Raw genomic sequence first — 17,816 nt, forward strand, 5'->3', positions numbered from 1 at the left:
GCTTGGACCGAGTGACCCCGGCCCGTGAAACGGGTCACATGTTGTTCACCTGGGACGCGGGGTTCCACTTATCTGTCGACCGTGCTTTGATGCGCGCGTGGAACACCTCCGACCTTTCGACCCCGGCTCCTTCTCCTACGGGCTGGCGGCATGGTCGTGGCTGGACCTGGCCGGGAAGACCCCGCGGTTCGCGACGGTCTTCGGCGACGTCATCCTGGAGTCGCTGGAGGGGTGGTGGTTCCTCGACACCGTCGAGGGCACGCTCGAGGCCCGGTGGCCCACCGCCGTCGACCTCTCCGCCGAGCTCGACTCGCCCGAGGGACGCCAGGACCTCCTGCTCGAGGACCTCGTGCTGGAGGTGGCCCGCCGCGGCGGGCTGCCCGCGGCGGACGAGGTGCTGACCTTCATGCCGCACCCCGCCCTCGGCGGCCGTCTCAGCGCCGAGACCGCCGTCCCTGTCCGCCTCGAGCTGGCCCTGCGTCTCAGCGGTGAGGTGCACCGCCAGATCGCGTCGCGACCGCAGCAGCCGCCGTCGCCCCTGCTCCTCGGTCACAGCCTGGCCGGGTACACGCCGTCCCACGCCCGCTGAGACGCCGCGACCGCTTCGTCGCGGCACCGCCGGCGCACCCGGGCGGGGCCGGCGCCGGGTTGAGCGCGCCCTGAGGTTCCGACCCAGTCGGTATCGAGTTGTGACCCGATCCGCGGCTCCTGCGGATGCGACACGGCCGTCGATGACGTGTGCTGGAAGCAACACGGAAGAGGCGGACCGTGGAGGTCACCACATGAGACGAGTACTCCTGGCGGGCGGGGCCGTCGCCCTCGGCGACGGCATGCTGCTCGGCACCACCGTCGCGCTCGGCTGGACGCTGCTGGCGGTCGTCACCGTCGTCGTCGGCGCCGCGGGCGCGGCGCTGGTCGCCGTGGCGGTCCCCGCCCCGCGGGCGCCCGCCCGCGGCGCCATGGTCACGCTGGGCCTGCCCCTGCGCGAGATCACGACGGTCGTCGACCCGGACGACCGGGCCGAGCCGCCGGTCGAGGCACGGCCCGGCACCGACCCGGACCGGGCCAGGCTGTCCGGCGTCGAACCCGACACCGGACAGCCGGCACCCGCCGCGGCCTGAGGTCCCTCAGCGGCGCGACGCCCGCAGCGACTTCTCGCTGACCGGGGCGTCGCCCGACGCCCGCAGCGCGGCGTAGTACGCCCGGGCCTCGTCCTGCCGCTCGGCCTCGGCGCCCGTGGCGATCTTGGCCCGCAGGTGCTCGGGGCCGTAACCCCAGGCGTCGACCAGGTCGAGGGCGTGCGGGCGCAGGCGGCGCAGCAGCCGGTCCACGTAGCCGGTCACGGTCCGCGCCCGCTGGTCGGACAACCGGCCGTGCAGCAGGTACCAGGCCAGGTTCCGCTCGATGACCGTCAGCCCGTAGACGTCGCGCACCCACGTCATGACCAGGCGCGTGCCCGTGTCCTCGATCTCGGCGATGGCGTCGGTGAACGCCTCCCAGCGCAGCAGGTCGGCGTGGGCCTTCGCGGCCTCCACCAGCGCCACCTGGTTCTCGTCGAGGATCCGTGCGGCGACGGCGGGCTCGGCCTTCAGCGCCGGTCGCATCGCCGTCGCGACCTCCTCGACCATCGTCGCGACCCGGTCGGCGAGCAGCTCACGCTGCGTCTCGGCGTCCCGCAGGTGCCCGGCGGCGCGGCGCGGGTCGCCGACGTCGGCGATCGCCTGGGTGACCCGGCGCAGCCCCGTGCGGTGCAGCGCGGCGTCGGTGGCGCGCTCGACGACGAACCGCGCCATCCCGGCAGGCGTCCTCGTGGCGCCCTTGACCTCGCGGCCGTAGTCGGCCACGAGCCGCCGGGCCACCAGCTGCTGCAGCACCGTGTTGTCGCCCTCGAAGGTCGCGTACACGTCCATGTCGGCACGCAGGGAGGTGATGCGGTTCTCCGTGAGGAAGCCCGCACCGCCGCACGCCTCCCGGCACTCCTGCAGCGTGTCCAGCGCGAACGCCGTAGACGTCGACTTCAGGGCGGCCGCCGTCGTCTCCAGGTCCTCGCGCCGCTCCGGGGTGTCCTGCTCGCCGGAGAAGACGTCGTCGAACAGGTCGAGCAGGCGCTCGTTGGCGAAGTGCCCCGCGTAGGCCTCCGCGATGCGCGGGAAGAGGCGGCGCCGGTGCGTCGCGTAGTCCAGCACGACCATCTCGTCGACACCCGGCCCGCCGAACTGACGGCGCTCCGCGGCGTACCTCACCGCGATGGCCAGACCGATCTTGGCGGAGTTCACCGCCGAGCCGTCCAGGGACACGCGCCCCTGCACGAGGGAGCCGAGCATCGTGAAGAACCGCCGGCCCGGGCTCTCGATCGGCGAGCTGTAGGTGCCGTCGGCGGCCACCGAACCGTAGCGGGCCAGGAGATCGGCCCGCGGGACCCGCACGCCGGTGAAGTGCAGGCGCCCGTTGTCGATGCCGCGCAGGCCGCCCTTGAGGCCGTCGTCCTCGCCGCCGACGCCGGGCAGGAAGTCCCCCGCCGTGCCGTCCGGCAGCGTCTCGCGGATCGGCACGTAGAAGCAGTGCACGCCGTGGTCCACGCCGTTCGTGACGAGCCGGGCGAACACCGTCGCCGCGGTCGCGTGCTGGGCGGCGTTGCCCAGGTAGTCCTTCCAGGCCCCCCGGAACGGGGTGTCGATGACGAACTCCTCGGTGTCCGGGTCGTACGTGGCCGTGGTGCCGATGGACTGCACGTCGGAGCCGTGCCCCGTCTCGGTCATCGCGAACGCACCCGGCACCGTGAGGTCCATCGCGCCGGGGAGCAGGCGGTCCTGCTGCTCGGGCGTGCCCAGGTGCAGGATCGCCGCGCCGAACAGGCCCCACTGGACGCCGGACTTGATCTGCAGCGACGGGTCGGCCGCCACCAGCTCGGAGAAGCACGCGAGGTTCGCACCCGGCTGGTCGCCACCGCCCAGCCGCTCGGGGTAGGCGAGCCACGCGATCTTGTCGTCGCCGGCGACCATCTGGCGCATCTGCTCGAGCGTGCGCTCGCGGTGCTCGGCCGGGGTGAGGGACTCGTCCTTGTGGTACTGCGCCTCACCGGCACGGGCGCGTGCGGTGCGCCGCAGCTCGGGCCACCGGCCCAGCAGCAGCTCGGACAGGGCGGGCACGTCGACGTGCGCGGTCGCGGCGTCGTCGGCCGAGGGCACGGACGTGGCGGTGCCGTCGGGGGAGGTCGTCGTCATCGGGACTCCTGATTCTCGGGGGTGCCAGGGGTGTCGGGGTGCCGGCCGGCCGGCGTCGCGTCGTGGTGGAGCACGCCGACCGGGCCGTTCCAGAGCCAGGTGGTCACCTGGTCGGTGAGCTCGTCGCGGGTCAGTCCCTCGGCGCGGGTGTGGCCGAGCCACCACTCGCCGGTGCCCCGCACGAACCCGACGGCGCCGGCCGCCCAGGCGGCGGCGGTTCGGGCGGGGACGTGCACGGCCTGGGCGAACGGCTCGGCCACCAGCGTGATGACCGAGTCGAGGTACGCGCCGAGCGCCTCCACCCGGCCGGGAGCGGCGTCGTCGGGGCCGTTGCCGCCGATGGCGGTGCGGGTGACGAACCAGTACACCTGCGGCGAGCTCTCGATGGTGTGCAGGTAGGTCCGCACCATGGCGCGCAGCGCGGCGTGCGGCGTGGGCGCGTCGTGCGCGGCCTCCGCGAGCCGGCGGTGCATGCCGCGGACCACGTTCTCGGCCACCGCCAGCCGCAGCCCCGACTTGTCGTCGAAGTAGCGGTAGTAGATGGACTTGGACGTGCCGGCGACGGCGGCGATCTCGTCCATGGAGGCGCCGGGGCCCAGCTCGTGGATGGCCCGGCGCGCGTCGCGGACGAGCGACGCCCGCCGTTGCGCGCGATGATCGTCCCAGCGGGTCGACCGGCCGTCCGGCCTCGCGCGGGCGCTCTCGGGGTTCGTCGTGGCCGTCATCGGCCACCACCTGCGGCTCGTCTCACGAGACTCAGAGTATCAGGTACTGTGAGTACTACCTGAAGTTCCCTCGATGTGTAAGGAAGCACGCAGTGGCCACTCGTCAGACCACCCGCACCGCAGCGGCTGCCGGCACGGCAGCAGGCCGGCAGGGCGTCCGGGACGCCGTCGTCGTCGGCGGCAACCGCATCCCCTTCTCCCGTGCCGGCAAGAAGTACGCCGACGCGTCCAACTCCGAGATGTTCACCGCCGCCCTCGACGGGCTCGTCGCCCGGTTCGGGCTGCAGGGCGAGCGCCTCGGCGAGGTCGTCGGCGGCGCCGTGCTCAAGCACTCGCGCGACTTCAACCTCGTCCGCGAGGCCGTCCTCGGCTCCTCGCTGGCCCCCACGACCCCGGCGTTCGACCTCCAGCAGGCCTGCGCCACCGGGCTCGAGGCCACCATCACCGTGGCGAACAAGATCCGGCTCGGCCAGATCGACTCCGGCGTCGCCGGCGGCACCGACACGATCTCCGACGCGCCGATCGCCGTCGGCGAGGGCCTGCGCCGCGCCCTGCTCGAGGCGCAGCACGCCAAGACCTGGCAGGCGCGCGCCAAGGCGCTCGCCAAGGTCCGCCCCGCCGACCTCAAGCCGCTGACGCCCGCCACCGACGAGCCCCGCACCGGCCTGTCCATGGGTGAGCACCAGGCGATCACGACCGCGCGCTGGGACATCAGCCGCGAGGCGCAGGACGAGCTGGCGCTGGCCAGCCACCAGCACCTCGCCGCCGCCTGGGAGGCCGGGTTCTTCGACGACCTGGTCACGCCGTTCCGCGGCCTGACCCGCGACGACAACCTGCGTCCCGACACCTCGCTGGAGAAGCTCGCCGGGCTCAAGCCCGTCTTCGGCCGCTCGCTCGGCACCCCGGCCACCATGACCGCCGGCAACTCCACCCCGCTCACCGACGGCGCCTCGACGGTCCTGCTCGGCTCGGCCGAGTGGGCCGAGTCCCACGACCTGCCGGTCCTGGCGCGGTTCGTCGACGCCGAGACCGCGGCCGTGGACTTCGTGCACGGTCACGAGGGGCTGCTGATGGCCCCCGTGCACGCCGTGCCCCGGCTGCTCGCGCGCAACGGTCTGACGCTGGAGGACTTCGACTTCTTCGAGATCCACGAGGCGTTCGCCGCCACGGTGCTCAGCGCGCTGGCCGCCTGGGAGGACGTCGACTACGGCAAGAACGAGCTCGGGCTGCCCGGCGCGTTCGGCAGCGTCGACCGCGCCAAGATCAACGTCAACGGCTCCTCGGTCGCGGCCGGTCACCCGTTCGCCGCCACCGGCGGGCGCATCGTGGCCACGGCCGCCAAGCTCGTCGCCGCCCGCGCCGCCGAGACCGGCAAGCCGTCCCGCGCCCTCATCTCCGTGTGCGCCGCCGGGGGCCTCGGGGCCACCGCCGTCGTCGAGTCCGTCTGAACGCCGAAGGGATCCTGATGACCGACCGCTACACCCAGGCCGTCAACTCCGGGTTCACCAAGACCCTCGCGACCAGGCTCGGCCTGCCCCGGCCCGCCCTGCTGCGCCGCTACCGCGCCGGCGACCCGCTCACCGTCGGGCCGGTGCTGGTGCTGTCCGACGGCGCGTCCAAGGCCGACGCCGACGAGCTCGCCCAGGTGCTCCTCGGCTGGGACGTCGACGTGCGCCGCGAGCCCTCGGGCGACCACCGTTGGGGCGCCGTCCTGCTCGTGCTCACGGAGGCCGCGCAGCCCACCGACGTCGCCGAGCCCGTGCTCGCCGCAGGGTCGGTGCTGCGGCGCCTGGCCGGCAACGGCCGCGTCGTGACGGTCTCGCGGGCCGCCGCCGACGGCGACTCCCCCGCGCTGGCCGCGACCCGGAACGGCGTCGACGGGTTCCTGCGTTCCGTGGCCAAGGAGCTGCGCGCCGGGGCCACCGGCAACGGCGTCGTCCTCAACGACGGCGTCGCCGTCAGCCACCCCTCCGCGCTCGCGACGCTGCGGTTCTTCCTGTCCGCCAAGAGCGCCTACGTCGACGGTCAGCTGCTGCCCGTCGGCGGCGCGGACACGGCGGTCGTGGACGGTCCCGGCTCCTGGGAGCGCCCGCTGGCGGGCAAGGTCGCCGTCGTCACCGGTGCCGCCCGCGGCATCGGCGCGGCCATCGCGAAGACCCTGGCACGCGACGGCGCCACCGTGGTCTGCGTCGACGTCCCCGCCGCCGGCGAGGGGCTGGCCGCCACCGCCAACGCGATCGGCGGCACCGCCCTGCAGCTGGACGTCACCGCGCCGGACGCCGGGCAGCGGATCCTGGACCACGCCCGCACCCGGCACGGCGGCCTCGACGTCGTCGTGCACAACGCGGGCATCCTGCGCGACAAGCTGCTGGCCAACATGAAGCCGGCGCAGTGGGAGGCCGTGGTCGCGGTGAACCTCGCCGCCCAGCTGCGGATCAACGAGACGCTGCTGGCAGCCGGCCTCGACGGACTGCACATCGTCTCGCTGGCCTCGACGTCGGGCATCGCCGGGAACAAGGGCCAGTCCAACTACGCGTTCTCCAAGGCCGGCGTCATCGGCCACACCCGGGCCACGGCGGCACTGCTGGCGCCGCAGGGCGGCACCGCGAACGCCGTCGCGCCGGGCTTCATCGAGACCGACATGACGTCGTCCATCCCGTTCGCGACCCGCGAGGTGGCGCGGCGCCTGCCCACGCTCGCCCAGGGCGGGCAGCCGATCGACGTGGCCGAGGCGATCGCGTTCCTCGCCTCCCCCTCCGCGACCGGTGTCAACGGTCAGGTCCTGCGGGTGTGCGGTCAGCACATGGTGGGCCGATGACGGCGGTCCCGCTGCGCACCAGCGACGGCACGACGCTCCGCGTCGAGACCCGGACGAGCCTCCCGGCGCTCGGCGGGCTGTACGCGCGCGGGGCGGCGTCGTCGGGCCGGATCGCCGCGGGGCGCGCCCTGCCGTCGCTGCCGGTGGTGGGCTCCGGACGCTCCGGCGGCACGGAGGAACCGGCCGCTGACCAGGTCCTGACGCTTCCCGACGTCGCGTACCGCGTGACGGGGGTGGCGACGGACGGCCTCGGGCGGCACCTGCACGACTACCAGCGGCTGCTGCACGAGCCCGTCGGCGACGTGCTGCCCGCCGGCTACCTGCACGTCCTGGCGTTCCCCCTGGCCACCGCCGTCATGGTGCGCCCCGACTTCCCGCTGCCGCTGCTCGGGCTGGTGCACCTGGCCAACGCCGTCGAGCTGCGCGGCCCCGTCCGGCTCGGTGACACCCTCGAGGTGCGCGCCTGGGCCGAGAACCTGCGCCCCCACCGGCGCGGCGTCCAGGTGGACCTGGTCGCCGAGGTGCGGGCCGACCGGCCAGGCTTCGACGGGTCGCCGACGACGCCGCTGTGGCGGGGCGTGTCGACCTACCTCGCCAAGGGGTTCAGCCTGTCCGTCTCCGAGGACGTCCCCGGCGGGGACGACGCCGCGGCGGAGGCGACGGCCTCCCGGTCGCAGGACTGGCAGCCGCCGCTGCCGACCGGCCGCTGGGCGCTCGGCCCGGGCACCGGCCGTGCCTACGGGGCGGTCTCGGGGGACCGCAACCCGATCCACCTGTCGGCGCTGTCAGCCAAGGCCTTCGGCTTCCCCCGCGCGATCGCGCACGGGATGTACACCGCCGCGCGGGCGCTGGCGGACGTCGGGCATGCCCGCGGCGACGCCTACCGCTGGACCGTCGAGTTCGCCAAGCCGGTGCTGCTGCCCGGCACGGTGGACGTCGCGGTGACACCCGCAGGGGCCGACGGGGGCGGCTTCGCCTACGTGGGCTGGAACGGCCGGCGGTCGCAGCGACACTTCTCCGGGGCGGTCACCCCGCTCTGAGCTCTCGGCCCACCACCGCGGACCGGGTCCCGCGGCGTAGCCTCGGGGCCATGGACGCCCTGCACGAGCTGACCGCCCTCGAGCTCCGGGACAGGCTTCGTTCCGGAGACCTCACCCCGACCGAGGTGACCGAGCACTTCCTGAGCCGCATCGCCGAGCGCAACGACGAGCTGGGGGCGTTCAGCACGGTGACCCCGGACCTCGCCCGCGCCCGCGCCGCGACGCTCGGACCGCCGTCGGGCCTCCTGTGGGGCGTGCCCACGGGCGACAAGGACCTGTGGAACCGGGCCGGGGTGCCGACGGGCTTCGGGTCGCGCGCGATGCAGGGGTTCGTCCCCGAGGAGTCCGACGAGGTGGTCCAGCACCTCGACGCCGCCGGCGTGGTCAGCCTCGGCAAGACCAACGCCCCCGAGCTCGGGTTCCCGGCCTACACCGAGCCGGTCGTCGGCCCGGTCACGCGCAACCCGTGGGACCTGACGCGTGGCGCCGGCGGGTCGAGCGGCGGGGCGGCCGCGGCGGTCGCGGCCGGGCTGGTGCCGTTCGCCGCCGGGTCCGACGGCGGTGGTTCCGTCCGGATCCCGGCCGCCGCGTGCGGCGTGGTCGGGCTGAAGCCGTCGCGCGGGCTGCTGCCGGCCGGGTCCGGGATCGAGGCGCCCGGAGGGCTGGTCGTCGACGGGCCGCTGGCCCGCACCACGGCCGACACGGCGCTGCTGCTGGAGGGGATGCTCGCGCGGCACCGCGACGGGAGCGCGCGGCACCCGTACACCCTGCGCACCCCCGTCGCGCCGGAGGGGGCGTACCTGGCGGCCGCGCAGCGCGGGGCGGCCCCGGGGCGGGACAGCGGGCGGTTCCGGATCGGCGTCACCACCTGGTCCGCCTGGGAGGACTACTACGACATCACCGTCGCTCCCGAGGCCCGCGCCGCCCTGGACGCCGGGATGTCGGCGCTGGCGGGGCTCGGCCACGACGTCGAGGACCACACCTGGGCGCCGGCGCCCGAGTACGGCGACGCGTTCCGCAGCCTGTGGATGGCGGGGGCCTCGGCGGTGCCGATCGACGACGACGACGTGCTGGACCGGCTGGAGCCGCTCACGTCCTGGCTGATCCGCCGCGGCCGGCAGGTGCCGGCCCGCGAGCTGGTCGAGGCGCTGCGCACCCTGACCGCGTTCGAGCGGCGCCTCATCGCCGGGTTCGGCGACCTCGACGTCGTCGTCACGCCGGCGCTCGCGATGACGCCGCGGCCGCTGGGCTGGTTCGACGCCGAGGACCCGGACCACAACTTCGCCCAGCAGTGCCGGTACACACCGTTCACGTCGTGGCTCAACGTGGCGGGGCTGCCGGCGATCACGGTACCGACGCACTGGACGGACGACGGCCTGCCGATGGGGATCCAGGTCATCGGGCGCCCGGGCGGTGAGCTCACGCTGCTGGCGGTCGCCGCGCAGCTCGAGGACGTGCTGCGCTGGCCGGACCGGCGCCCCCCGGTCTGGTGACTCTGGGGCGGGCGCTTCGGCAGCTCCGTGACAGCGCGCGTCGACATGTCAGCCAGCCGCGTCGTCGATCTCGCCGACGAGCCAGAGCTGGTCGACTGCGGATCCCTCGGACCAGACGTCCTCGCCGAGCGCGTATTCGCCGCCGGTCACCGAGTAGGCAGAACCCACCGACGCCACGAGGTCCCCGGACGCATCGAGGACCCCCTCACCATCCTGCGTGGCGGACCAGCCGGAGGGAAAGACCAGCCCGGTGACGAAACCGTCGCCCTCGTCGAGCGTGAAGTGGACCGGGCCGTCGCTGACGGGCGTCTCGGCCTGGAGGGTGCCCACGATCTCAGCGGTGGCCATGTCGGTCATCTCGTGGGACGTCGTGGCCGTCGGGCGGCCAGGATCGCCGTTCCCGCACCCGCTCAGCGTCGCGAGGAGCACCAGGGGAAGGAGGCAGTTCCGCATGTACTTCATGGTTTCATCCGATTTGAGGGTGTAGCAGCGGTCTGAAGCCACCGGCCGCAGCGGAGCATCGCGACCACAGTGGTCGCCGCGACGGCGAAGGGAGCGGCTCAGGCGCCCTCGGGCAGGCAGCCGAAGACCTCGTCGCCGCCCGGGCCGGCGGTGGCGAGCAGGCCGTCCAGGCCGGAGCCCTCGGGCACGGGGCGCGGGTCGTCGACGACGATCCACAGCCCGTCGACGACGTCGTACCGCGCCCGCGGGCCGTCGGCCACCAGGGCCGCGACGGCCTCGACCAGGCGCTCGACCTCCTCGCCGGAGGTCCCGACGCCCACCGAGGAGCGCACCGCGCCGGCGCCGTACCCCAGCCGCGCGAGCAGCGGGTGGGCGCAGAACCGTCCGTCGCGCACCCCGATGCCGTGCTCGGCGGACAGGTAGGCGGCGACCTGGCCCGGCTCGTACCCGGCCACGGCGAAGGTCACGACCCCGACGGCGTCGGCGGCGTCGGCCCAGAGCTGGACGACCTGGACGCCGTCGATCTCCCCGAGGCCGTCGACGAGCCGGCGTCGCAGCGCGTCCTCGTGCTCGCGCAGCGCCACCGGGTCGATCCCGGCGAGCGTCTCACAGGCGGCCGCGAGCGCCACCGCGCCGAGCACGTTGGGCGACCCGGCCTCGTGCCGGGCGGGGCCGTCGTGCCAGTCGGTGTGGTCGGTGCGCACGCTGCGCACGGCCCCGCCACCGGCGAGGTAGGGCGTGCCGGCGTCGAGCCAGTCGCGCCGGCCGACGAGCGCGCCGGCCCCGAACGGGGCGTAGGTCTTGTGCCCGGAGAACGCCAGGTAGTCGATGCCGGTCGCGGCCAGCGACACGCGGCGGTGCGGCACGAGCTGGGCGCCGTCGACGAGGATCCGGGCGCCGGCGGCGTGCGCCGTCGCGACCAGGTCGTCCAGGGGCAGCGACTCCCCCGTGACGTTCGAGGCGCCGGTCACGGCGAGCAGCGCGTAGGGGCGACCGGCGGCACGGGCCGCGGCGAGCTCGTCGCGCAGCGCGGTCACGGTCGCGGCCGCGGTGGCCCGGCCGACGACGACGGTCGCGTCGGCGGAGCGCTGCCAGGGCAGGAGGTTCGCGTGGTGCTCGACGTCGAGGACGAGCACGCGCCCGGGGGTGCCGTCGTCGGACGCGGGCACGCAGCCGGCCAGGAGGTTGAGCGCGTCGGTGGTGTTGCGCACGACGAGCGTGACGTCGTCGTCGCGGGCCCCGACGAACTCGCCGATGGAGCGCCGCGCCGTCTCGTACAGGGAGGTGGACACCTGGGAGAGGTAGCCGGCTCCCCGGTGCACGGAGGCGTACAGCGGCAGGGTGCGGGTGATCGCGTCGGCGACGCTCTGCAGCGCGGGGGCGGAGGCCGCGACGTCGAGGTTCGCGTAGGGCACGCGGCGGCCGTCGACGAGCGGTGCCGGGGTGTCGTGCCCGACCACGGGCAGCACGGGCGCGAGGGCGGCCACGGTGCCGGCCGGACAGGCAGGGGTCTCGGTGATGGCGGTCATGCGGTCCTCCTCAGTGTCCCGGGGAGGCTGCTCCCCGCGCTTGCCCGACGCCGGACGGCGCGGGGCCAGGTCGTCACCCGGGGCACCCCGCCGCGAGGGGAGGGTTGCCGGCCAGCGAGCCGGGGCTTCGCGCTGGCGCTCATGACCTGGGCACCATGCTGCGGTCGACCCCCGCCGCCGTCAAGTTCTGGGACGGTGGTCTCACGATGCGGTCAGAGCTGTCCGGATGGACGCGAACTGCTCACTGGTCGAGACGGCCGTCCCGTTCCGCGGACGCCGTGTCGTACGATCGCGGTGACCATCCCGAGCGGCCGAGTGACGTGGCACGTCGACGCCGCAGCAACCCCGCGGGACCGGGCCGCCGTCGTCGGGCAACCGCACGACGTCGCGGCACGGGACCGGGCGCGGGTGCTACCGCCACGACCGATGGGAGGAGCGACATGACCGCACCCGTGCAGGCCGCACCCGCCGAGGGCTACGCCGGAGACCTGACCCCGCAGCAGGCGTGGGACCTGCTCGCCGCCGATCCCGACGCCGTCCTGGTGGACGTGCGCACCGACGGCGAGTGGCGCGCCGTCGGCGTCCCCGACGTCGCGGAGCTCGGCAAGGACGCCGTGCTCACCCCGTGGGTGACCTCCGACGGCCGTCCCAACCCCGCGTTCCTCGCCGAGATCCAGGCCGCCGGCGTGACCACGGGCCGCCCCGTGGTCTTCCTGTGCCGGTCCGGGCAGCGCTCGATCGGTGCCGCCCGGCTCGCCACCTCGGCCGGGATCGGCCCCTCGTACAACGTGCTCGAGGGCTTCGAGGGCGCGCCCGGGTTCGGTGGCGTCCGCGACCAGGCCGGCTGGAAGGTCCGGGGCCTGCCGTGCACCACCTGGGCGGAGCGCAGCGCGTGACCCGCGCGGAGATCCCCACCGGCCCCGGCGCGAACCCCGAGCTGCTCGGCGGGGCCGGCCGCGGCCCGCTGCCCGCCACGGCCCGTCCGGCCACGCTCGCCGTGCGCGGCGGGCACCGCCGCTCCGACTTCAACGAGACCTCCGAGGGCCTGTTCCTCACCCAGGGCTACACCTACGACTCCGCGGCCGACGCCGAGGCGGCGTTCACGGGCGAGCACTCCCGGTTCGTGTACTCCCGCTACGGCAACCCCACGGTGCGGACCTTCGAGGAGCGGCTGCGCCTCGTCGAGGGGGCCGAGGCCTGCTACGCCACCACCACCGGCATGTCGGCCGTGTTCACCACCCTGGCCGCGCTGGTGCGCAGCGGCTCGCGCATCGTCTCCGCCCGCGCGCTGTTCGGCTCCACCAACGTCATCTACGACGAGATCCTGGCCAAGTGGGACGTGCAGGTCGACCTCGTGGACGGCCACCACCTGGATCAGTGGGAGGCAGCCCTCGCCACGCCCGCGGACGTCGTCTTCTTCGAGACGCCGTCCAACCCCATGCAGGACCTCGTCGACGTGCGCCGCGTGTGCGAGCTCGCCCACGCCGCGGGCGCCGTCGTCGTCGTGGACAACGTGTTCGCCACGCCGATCCTGCAGAAGCCGCTCGAGCTCGGCGCCGACGTCGTCGTGTACTCGGCCACCAAGCACATCGACGGCCAGGGCCGCGTGCTGGGCGGAGCGATCCTGGGCCCGCAGGAGTTCCTGTCCGGGCCCGTCGAGACGTTCCTGCGGCACACCGGCCCGTCGCTCAGCCCGTTCAACGCCTGGGTCCTGCTCAAGGGGCTGGAGACCCTCGACGTGCGGGTCCGTGCGCAGAACGCCGCGGCGCTGCAGGTCGCGCAGTTCCTCGAGACCGCCGACGGCGTGACCGGGGTCCGCTACCCGTTCCTGACCTCCCACCCCCAGCACGAGCTGGCGCTGTCCCAGCAGAGCGGCGGCGGCACCGTCGTCACGTTCGACCTGTTCGCCGACGACGGCGCGGGTCCCCACGAGGCCAAGAAGCGCACCTTCGCGTTCCTCGACGCCCTGCAGATCGTGGACATCTCCAACAACCTCGGTGACGCGAAGTCGCTGATCACCCATCCGGCCACGACCACCCACCGCCGGCTGGGCCCCGAACGACGGGCAGCCATCGGGATCAACGAGACCACCGTGCGGCTCTCGGTCGGGCTCGAGGACCCGCTGGACCTCGTCGAGGACGTGGCCCAGGCGCTGCACGCCTGACGGCGACCGGGCCACCGGGGGTACCGGGCCGACGGCCGGAGCCCGTCCCGACGGGCGGGAGGTGCCGAACCTCGCTACGTTCGTGTCCGACAGAGCCGACATTCGTGATCGGAGCGCCTGATGGCCATGGACCGTCCTCGACACGTCAGCGGCACGGCGCTCCGGGTGCGGCCCCGGGCCTGGATCGGCATCGCCCTCTGGGTGGTGTACGTCGCCGTCATCCTCCTGGTGCAGGGCACCAGCGGTGTGCCGTACACCGAGCTCGCCGACACCGTCGGGAACATCTGGCGCAACGGCGTGCTGTCGATCGTGCTCGCCGCGGCGGCGGTCGTCCTCATCGGCTGGCGCCTCGGCTGGCTGCGTGCCGCGATCGTGGAGCGTCCCCGGTCCCGCGCCCGGTGGACCCTCCTGGCCCCGCTGCTGTACCTGGCGATCGCGATCGGCAACGCCGTCGCCACCGACTGGTCGGCGCTCTCGGTCGGATTCGTCCTGTCCGCAGTCGTGCTCGGGGTGGTCGTCGGCTTCGGTGAGGAGATCACGTGCCGCGGTCTGCTGCTCGTCGGGTTGCGCGGCAGCACCCGCGAGGTGTTCGTGTGGCTCCTCACGTGCGTGCTCTTCGGCCTCATGCACGGGCTGAACATCGTGCTCGGCGCGGCCGTGGGAGACACGGTCCAACAAGTCGTGCTCGCCGCGATGCAGGGCAGCGCCTTCTACGTGCTGCGCCGCGTGACCGGCTCGCTCGTCTGGGCCATGGCGCTGCACGGGTTCTGGGACTTCTCGATCTTCACGCAGTCGACCTCCGGTGCCGACCAGTCGTCCCTCGGCATCCTGATGGTCCCGGCGGCCCTGCTCTCCGTGGTCGCCGCGTTCTTCGTGACCCGGGACGCCGGGCGGGAACGGGACCGGGACGAGGCGCTGACGGGCGGCTGACGTCGTCGAGGAGGAGGCCACCCCGGCCGGCGGATGAAACGTCGCGGCCGGGTGGTTGCCCACGGCGATGACTACCTCACCGCACCTCTCCGTCCTCGACCTGGTGCCGGTGCGCACCGGCCAGTCCAGCGCCCAGGCCCTCGCCTCCTCGATGGCGCTGGTGCAGCGCGCCGACGAGCTCGGGTACCGCCGCTACTGGTTCGCCGAGCACCACAACATGCCGGCGGTGGCGGCGTCGACCCCTCCGGTGATGATCGCCGCCGCCGCCGCACGCACCTCCCGCATCCGCATCGGCTCGGGCGGGGTCATGCTGCCGAACCACGCCCCGCTCGTCGTGGCCGAGCAGTTCGCCGCCCTCGAGGCGCTCGCCCCCGGCCGGATCGACCTCGGGCTGGGCCGCGCCCCGGGGTCCGACCCCGTGGTCACGGCACTGCTGCGCTCGTCCGGCCCGACGTCGGACGTGGAACGATTCCCCCAGCACGTGCGCGACATCACGGCCCTGATGCAGCCCGACGGCGCCCGCCTGCGGCTGACCGACGGCCAGGTCTACGACGTCCGGGCCACCCCCGCCGCCACGGCGCCCCCGACGGTGTGGCTGCTCGGGTCGAGCGACTACTCGGCGCGGCTGGCCGCCGAGCTCGGGCTGCCGTACGTGTTCGCGAACCACTTCTCGGGCGCCGGCATCGACCAGGTGCTCGCCCTGTACCGCGACGGTTACACCCCGAGCGAGGCCCACCCCGAGCCCCGCACGTTCCTCACCGTCAACGCCGTCGTCGCACCGACCGCCACGGAGGCCGAGGAGCGGGCGCTGCCCCAGCTCCGGGCGATGGCGCGCCTACGTACCGGCAAACCGATGGGCCGCTCCGAGACGGTCGAGGAGGCGCTGGCGAGCCCGCTCGACAGCCTGGGCGGCCAGATGGTCGCCGACATGCGCTCCCGGTGGCTGATCGGCGAGCCCGACGAGGCCCGCGCCGAGGTGGCGCGCCTCGCGGCACGCCACGACGTCGACGAGGTGATGGTGGTCCCCGTCGCCGGCACCTACGCCGGGGAGCCGCTCGAGGAGACGCCGGGCCGGGTGCAGACCCTGGAGCTGCTCGCCGGCTGACGGGCGCAGGCTCCGCCCCGGAGTGCTGCGAGGATGCCCCCATGTCCGCCGTACGCCTGGTGCGTTCCTCGAACCTGTCCCCCGCCGTCGACTACGCGTACGCGTCCGTGGTGCCCGCGGGCACGCGGCTGATCCACCTGGCGGGTGCGTGCCCGCTCGACGCGGACGGCCGGACGGTCGCACCCGGCGATACCGTCGCGCAGTCGCGCCAGGCGGTGGCGAACCTCGTGCAGGCACTGGCCGACGCCGGGGCGAGGCTCCAGGACGTGGCGTACACGCGGGTGCTGGTGGCCTCGACGGACCGGGAGGACCTGGTGGCGGCGTGGCGCGTGGTGCGGGACGCGTTCGCGGACCACGACGTGCCGAGCACGCTGCTGGGCGTGACGGTGCTGGGCTACCCCGAGCTCGTCGAGGTGGAGGCCGTCGCCGCGGTGCCGGAGGCAGTGGACGACTGACGTCGTCGTCGCTGCTCCTGGACCCGGTGGACTGGACGGCCCTGGGGCCGATCCGGCTCGTGGGCCGACCGTGCCAGGATGACGGCATGACGCCACACCCGTTGACCGCGTCGGTGTCCGTCCTGCGGGCGGACAACCCCGGGCCGATGACGCTCGACGGCACCCGCTCGGCGGTGCTTCGCGCGCCGGGCGCGCCGTCGTGCGTGGTGGTGGACCCCGGGCCGGACGACGCCGCGCACCTGGACGCGCTGGCCGCGGCCGGTCCGGTGGGCCTCGTTCTGATCACCCACCGGCACGCGGACCACACCGCCGGGTCGCCCGGGCTGCGGGATCGGACCGGAGCCCCGGTACGGGCCGCCGACCCGGAGCACTGCCACGGTGGCGACCCGCTGCGCGACGGCGAGGTGATCGAGGCGGCCGGGGTGCGGATCGAGGTGCTGGCGACCCCGGGACACACCGCGGACTCGGTCTCCCTGGTGGTCACCGCCCCCGGGGAGAACCCCGTGGTGCTGACCGGGGACACCGTGCTGGGCCGGGGCACCACCGTCATCGCGGCGCCGGACGGTTCCCTGCGCGACTACCTGGCCGCGCTGGACACGCTCGAACGGGTCGGCGGCGGCCGGCTCGGCGTCCCCGCCCACGGCCCGGAGATCCCCGACCTCGGCGTGGCGGTCCGCGGCTACCGGGCGCACCGGCTGGAACGGCTCGACCAGGTGCGCGTCGCCCTCGCGGTGCTCGGTGACGACGCCGGTACCGACGCCGTCGTCGCGCACGTGTACGCCGACGTCGACCCGTCGGTGCGGGGTGCGGCCGGCCAGTCCGTGGCGGCCCAGCTCGCCTACCTGCGCGACGACGCGCCCTGACGCCCTGGCCCGGGCGGCGGCCCCACCGGGCATGATGCCCCTATGACCGACCTCCGCCTGGGCGTGGCCCACGTACCCACCCACCCGCCCGAGAGCCTGCGCACGCTCGCGACGGCCGCCGAGGAGGCCGGCCTGGACGACCTGTGGGTCTGGGAGGACTGCTTCAAGCAGAGCGGGCTCGCCGCGGCGGCGGCCGCCCTGGCCTGGACGAGCACGATCCGGGTCGGGCTCGGGCTCATGCCCGCTCCCCTGCGCAGCACGGCGATCACCGCGATGGAGATCGCCACGCTCGCCCGGCTCTTCCCCGACCGGTTCGTCCCCGCCATCGGGCACGGCGTCCAGGAGTGGATGGCGCAGTCCGGGGTCCGGGCCGACTCCCCCCTGACCCTGCTGCGCGAGCACACGGTCGCGCTGCGCACCCTGCTCGCGGGCGAGGAGGCGACGACGTCGGGCCGCTACGTCACCCTGGACGCCGTCCGCCTCGACTGGCCGCCGCTGACCCCGGTACCGCTCTGGGTGGGCGGCGTCGGGCCGCGCACGCTCGCCCTGGCCGGCGAGCTGGGCGACGGGCTCATCCTCGCCAACGCCCTGACGCCCACCGACGTCCGCGCCGCCGTCGCCACGGCCCGCGACGCCGCCCGCGTCGCGGGCCGGGACCTGACCGACGTCCACGCCACGCTCGTCGTGGCGACGGGCCCGCGGGCGCAGGAGCGGCTCGACGCCGAGCTCCCGCAGTGGGGTGCGGAGACCGGGCGGGGCATCGGTGCGGCCGGTGACGCCGAGACGGTCGCGGCCGGGGTGCGGGCCCTGGCGGACGCCGGCGCCACCGCCGTCGCGGTCCAGCCGACGGCGGACGAGCCGGACCTGGCCGGCCTGGTGGCGTTCCTCGGCTCGGAGGTCCGGCCCCTCCTGCGCTGACCGCCCGGGCCGCCGGCAGCGCGACCTGCAGCGGCGGTGTCGGTGGCTCGATCTAGCGTGGGCGATGTCCACCCGTCGCCGAGGGAGGCC

The 17,816-nt window shown here is 74.7% G+C and carries 17 protein-coding genes and 1 riboswitch; of the genes, 13 read left to right on the plus strand and 4 right to left on the minus strand.

The window, feature by feature from the left end; translation table 11 throughout:
* Nucleotides 1–97: 97 nt before the first annotated feature.
* Both ACIQLL_RS02670 and ACIQLL_RS02675 read left to right on the plus strand, forming a co-directional pair.
* Nucleotides 98–589: a hypothetical protein gene (locus ACIQLL_RS02670; RefSeq protein ID WP_402462872.1), complete on the plus strand. Its 492-nt coding sequence runs from the start codon at nucleotides 98–100 to the stop codon at nucleotides 587–589.
* A 193-nt stretch (nucleotides 590–782) separates the two neighbouring features.
* Nucleotides 783–1,121, plus strand: coding sequence for a hypothetical protein (locus ACIQLL_RS02675; protein WP_402462874.1), 339 nt, complete (start codon nucleotides 783–785; stop codon nucleotides 1,119–1,121).
* A gap of 6 nt (nucleotides 1,122–1,127) precedes the next feature.
* Here the strand turns inward: ACIQLL_RS02675 and ACIQLL_RS02680 are convergent, their stop codons facing one another.
* Both ACIQLL_RS02680 and ACIQLL_RS02685 read right to left on the minus strand, forming a co-directional pair.
* The gene (locus tag ACIQLL_RS02680) at nucleotides 1,128–3,224 is read right to left on the minus strand and encodes an acyl-CoA dehydrogenase family protein (RefSeq protein WP_402462877.1); all 2,097 of its coding nucleotides are present in this window, start codon (nucleotides 3,222–3,224) and stop codon (nucleotides 1,128–1,130) included.
* Nucleotides 3,221–3,949, minus strand: a complete 729-nt coding sequence (locus ACIQLL_RS02685; protein ID WP_402462879.1) for a TetR/AcrR family transcriptional regulator — start codon at nucleotides 3,947–3,949, stop codon at nucleotides 3,221–3,223. Before ACIQLL_RS02685 ends, ACIQLL_RS02680 begins: the two co-directional genes overlap by 4 nt.
* Before the next feature lie 92 nt (nucleotides 3,950–4,041).
* On the opposite strand from ACIQLL_RS02685, the gene ACIQLL_RS02690 reads away from it, so the two are divergent.
* Genes ACIQLL_RS02690 through ACIQLL_RS02705 form a run of 4 tightly spaced genes read left to right on the plus strand, consistent with a single transcriptional unit; the run spans nucleotide 4,042 to nucleotide 9,300 of the window.
* Nucleotides 4,042–5,397 carry an acetyl-CoA C-acetyltransferase gene (locus tag ACIQLL_RS02690; protein WP_402462880.1) on the plus strand — a complete coding sequence of 452 codons (1,356 nt, stop codon included), beginning with the start codon at nucleotides 4,042–4,044 and terminating at the stop codon, nucleotides 5,395–5,397.
* A 17-nt stretch (nucleotides 5,398–5,414) separates the two neighbouring features.
* On the plus strand, nucleotides 5,415–6,767 hold the full coding sequence (locus tag ACIQLL_RS02695; RefSeq protein WP_402462882.1) for a 3-oxoacyl-ACP reductase: 1,353 nt from the start codon (nucleotides 5,415–5,417) through the stop codon (nucleotides 6,765–6,767).
* Nucleotides 6,764–7,807 (plus strand): MaoC family dehydratase, encoded by a 1,044-nt coding sequence (locus tag ACIQLL_RS02700; RefSeq protein WP_402462884.1) that lies wholly within the window; start codon nucleotides 6,764–6,766, stop codon nucleotides 7,805–7,807. Before ACIQLL_RS02695 ends, ACIQLL_RS02700 begins: the two co-directional genes overlap by 4 nt.
* Before the next feature lie 50 nt (nucleotides 7,808–7,857).
* On the plus strand, nucleotides 7,858–9,300 hold the full coding sequence (locus tag ACIQLL_RS02705) for an amidase (protein ID WP_402462887.1): 1,443 nt from the start codon (nucleotides 7,858–7,860) through the stop codon (nucleotides 9,298–9,300).
* A 48-nt stretch (nucleotides 9,301–9,348) separates the two neighbouring features.
* Here the strand turns inward: ACIQLL_RS02705 and ACIQLL_RS02710 are convergent, their stop codons facing one another.
* Together ACIQLL_RS02710 and ACIQLL_RS02715 are read right to left on the minus strand one after the other, a co-directional pair.
* Entirely contained in the window at nucleotides 9,349–9,804 is a 456-nt protein-coding gene (locus tag ACIQLL_RS02710; RefSeq protein WP_402462889.1) for a hypothetical protein, read from the minus strand.
* A gap of 56 nt (nucleotides 9,805–9,860) precedes the next feature.
* Nucleotides 9,861–11,291 (minus strand): aminotransferase class V-fold PLP-dependent enzyme, encoded by a 1,431-nt coding sequence (locus ACIQLL_RS02715; protein WP_402462892.1) that lies wholly within the window; start codon nucleotides 11,289–11,291, stop codon nucleotides 9,861–9,863.
* A gap of 31 nt (nucleotides 11,292–11,322) precedes the next feature.
* Nucleotides 11,323–11,438: riboswitch (SAM riboswitch) on the minus strand.
* Between the two features lie 293 nt (nucleotides 11,439–11,731).
* On the opposite strand from ACIQLL_RS02715, the gene ACIQLL_RS02720 reads away from it, so the two are divergent.
* The 7 genes from ACIQLL_RS02720 (at nucleotide 11,732) to ACIQLL_RS02750 (ending at nucleotide 17,726) form a co-directional block, all read left to right on the plus strand.
* Nucleotides 11,732–12,187: a rhodanese-like domain-containing protein gene (locus ACIQLL_RS02720; protein WP_402462895.1), complete on the plus strand. Its 456-nt coding sequence runs from the start codon at nucleotides 11,732–11,734 to the stop codon at nucleotides 12,185–12,187.
* A gap of 41 nt (nucleotides 12,188–12,228) precedes the next feature.
* On the plus strand, nucleotides 12,229–13,455 hold the full coding sequence (locus tag ACIQLL_RS02725; RefSeq protein ID WP_402464610.1) for an O-succinylhomoserine sulfhydrylase: 1,227 nt from the start codon (nucleotides 12,229–12,231) through the stop codon (nucleotides 13,453–13,455).
* A 126-nt stretch (nucleotides 13,456–13,581) separates the two neighbouring features.
* Complete coding sequence (locus ACIQLL_RS02730) at nucleotides 13,582–14,385, plus strand: CPBP family intramembrane glutamic endopeptidase (protein WP_402462897.1); 804 nt, start codon at nucleotides 13,582–13,584, stop codon at nucleotides 14,383–14,385.
* Between the two features lie 67 nt (nucleotides 14,386–14,452).
* Nucleotides 14,453–15,490 carry an LLM class flavin-dependent oxidoreductase gene (locus tag ACIQLL_RS02735; protein WP_402462900.1) on the plus strand — a complete coding sequence of 346 codons (1,038 nt, stop codon included), beginning with the start codon at nucleotides 14,453–14,455 and terminating at the stop codon, nucleotides 15,488–15,490.
* Between the two features lie 41 nt (nucleotides 15,491–15,531).
* Nucleotides 15,532–15,945, plus strand: a complete 414-nt coding sequence (locus tag ACIQLL_RS02740; protein WP_402462903.1) for a RidA family protein — start codon at nucleotides 15,532–15,534, stop codon at nucleotides 15,943–15,945.
* A gap of 86 nt (nucleotides 15,946–16,031) precedes the next feature.
* Entirely contained in the window at nucleotides 16,032–16,808 is a 777-nt protein-coding gene (locus ACIQLL_RS02745) for an MBL fold metallo-hydrolase (RefSeq protein WP_402462906.1), read from the plus strand.
* Nucleotides 16,809–16,850: 42 nt separating this feature from the next.
* A complete protein-coding gene (locus ACIQLL_RS02750) occupies nucleotides 16,851–17,726 on the plus strand; it encodes an LLM class flavin-dependent oxidoreductase (RefSeq protein WP_402462909.1) in 876 nt (291 codons plus the stop codon).
* The last annotated feature ends 90 nt before the right edge of the window (nucleotides 17,727–17,816 follow it).

Source organism: Isoptericola aurantiacus (genome assembly GCF_044769875.1).
Lineage (GTDB): Bacteria > Actinomycetota > Actinomycetes > Actinomycetales > Cellulomonadaceae > Isoptericola > Isoptericola aurantiacus.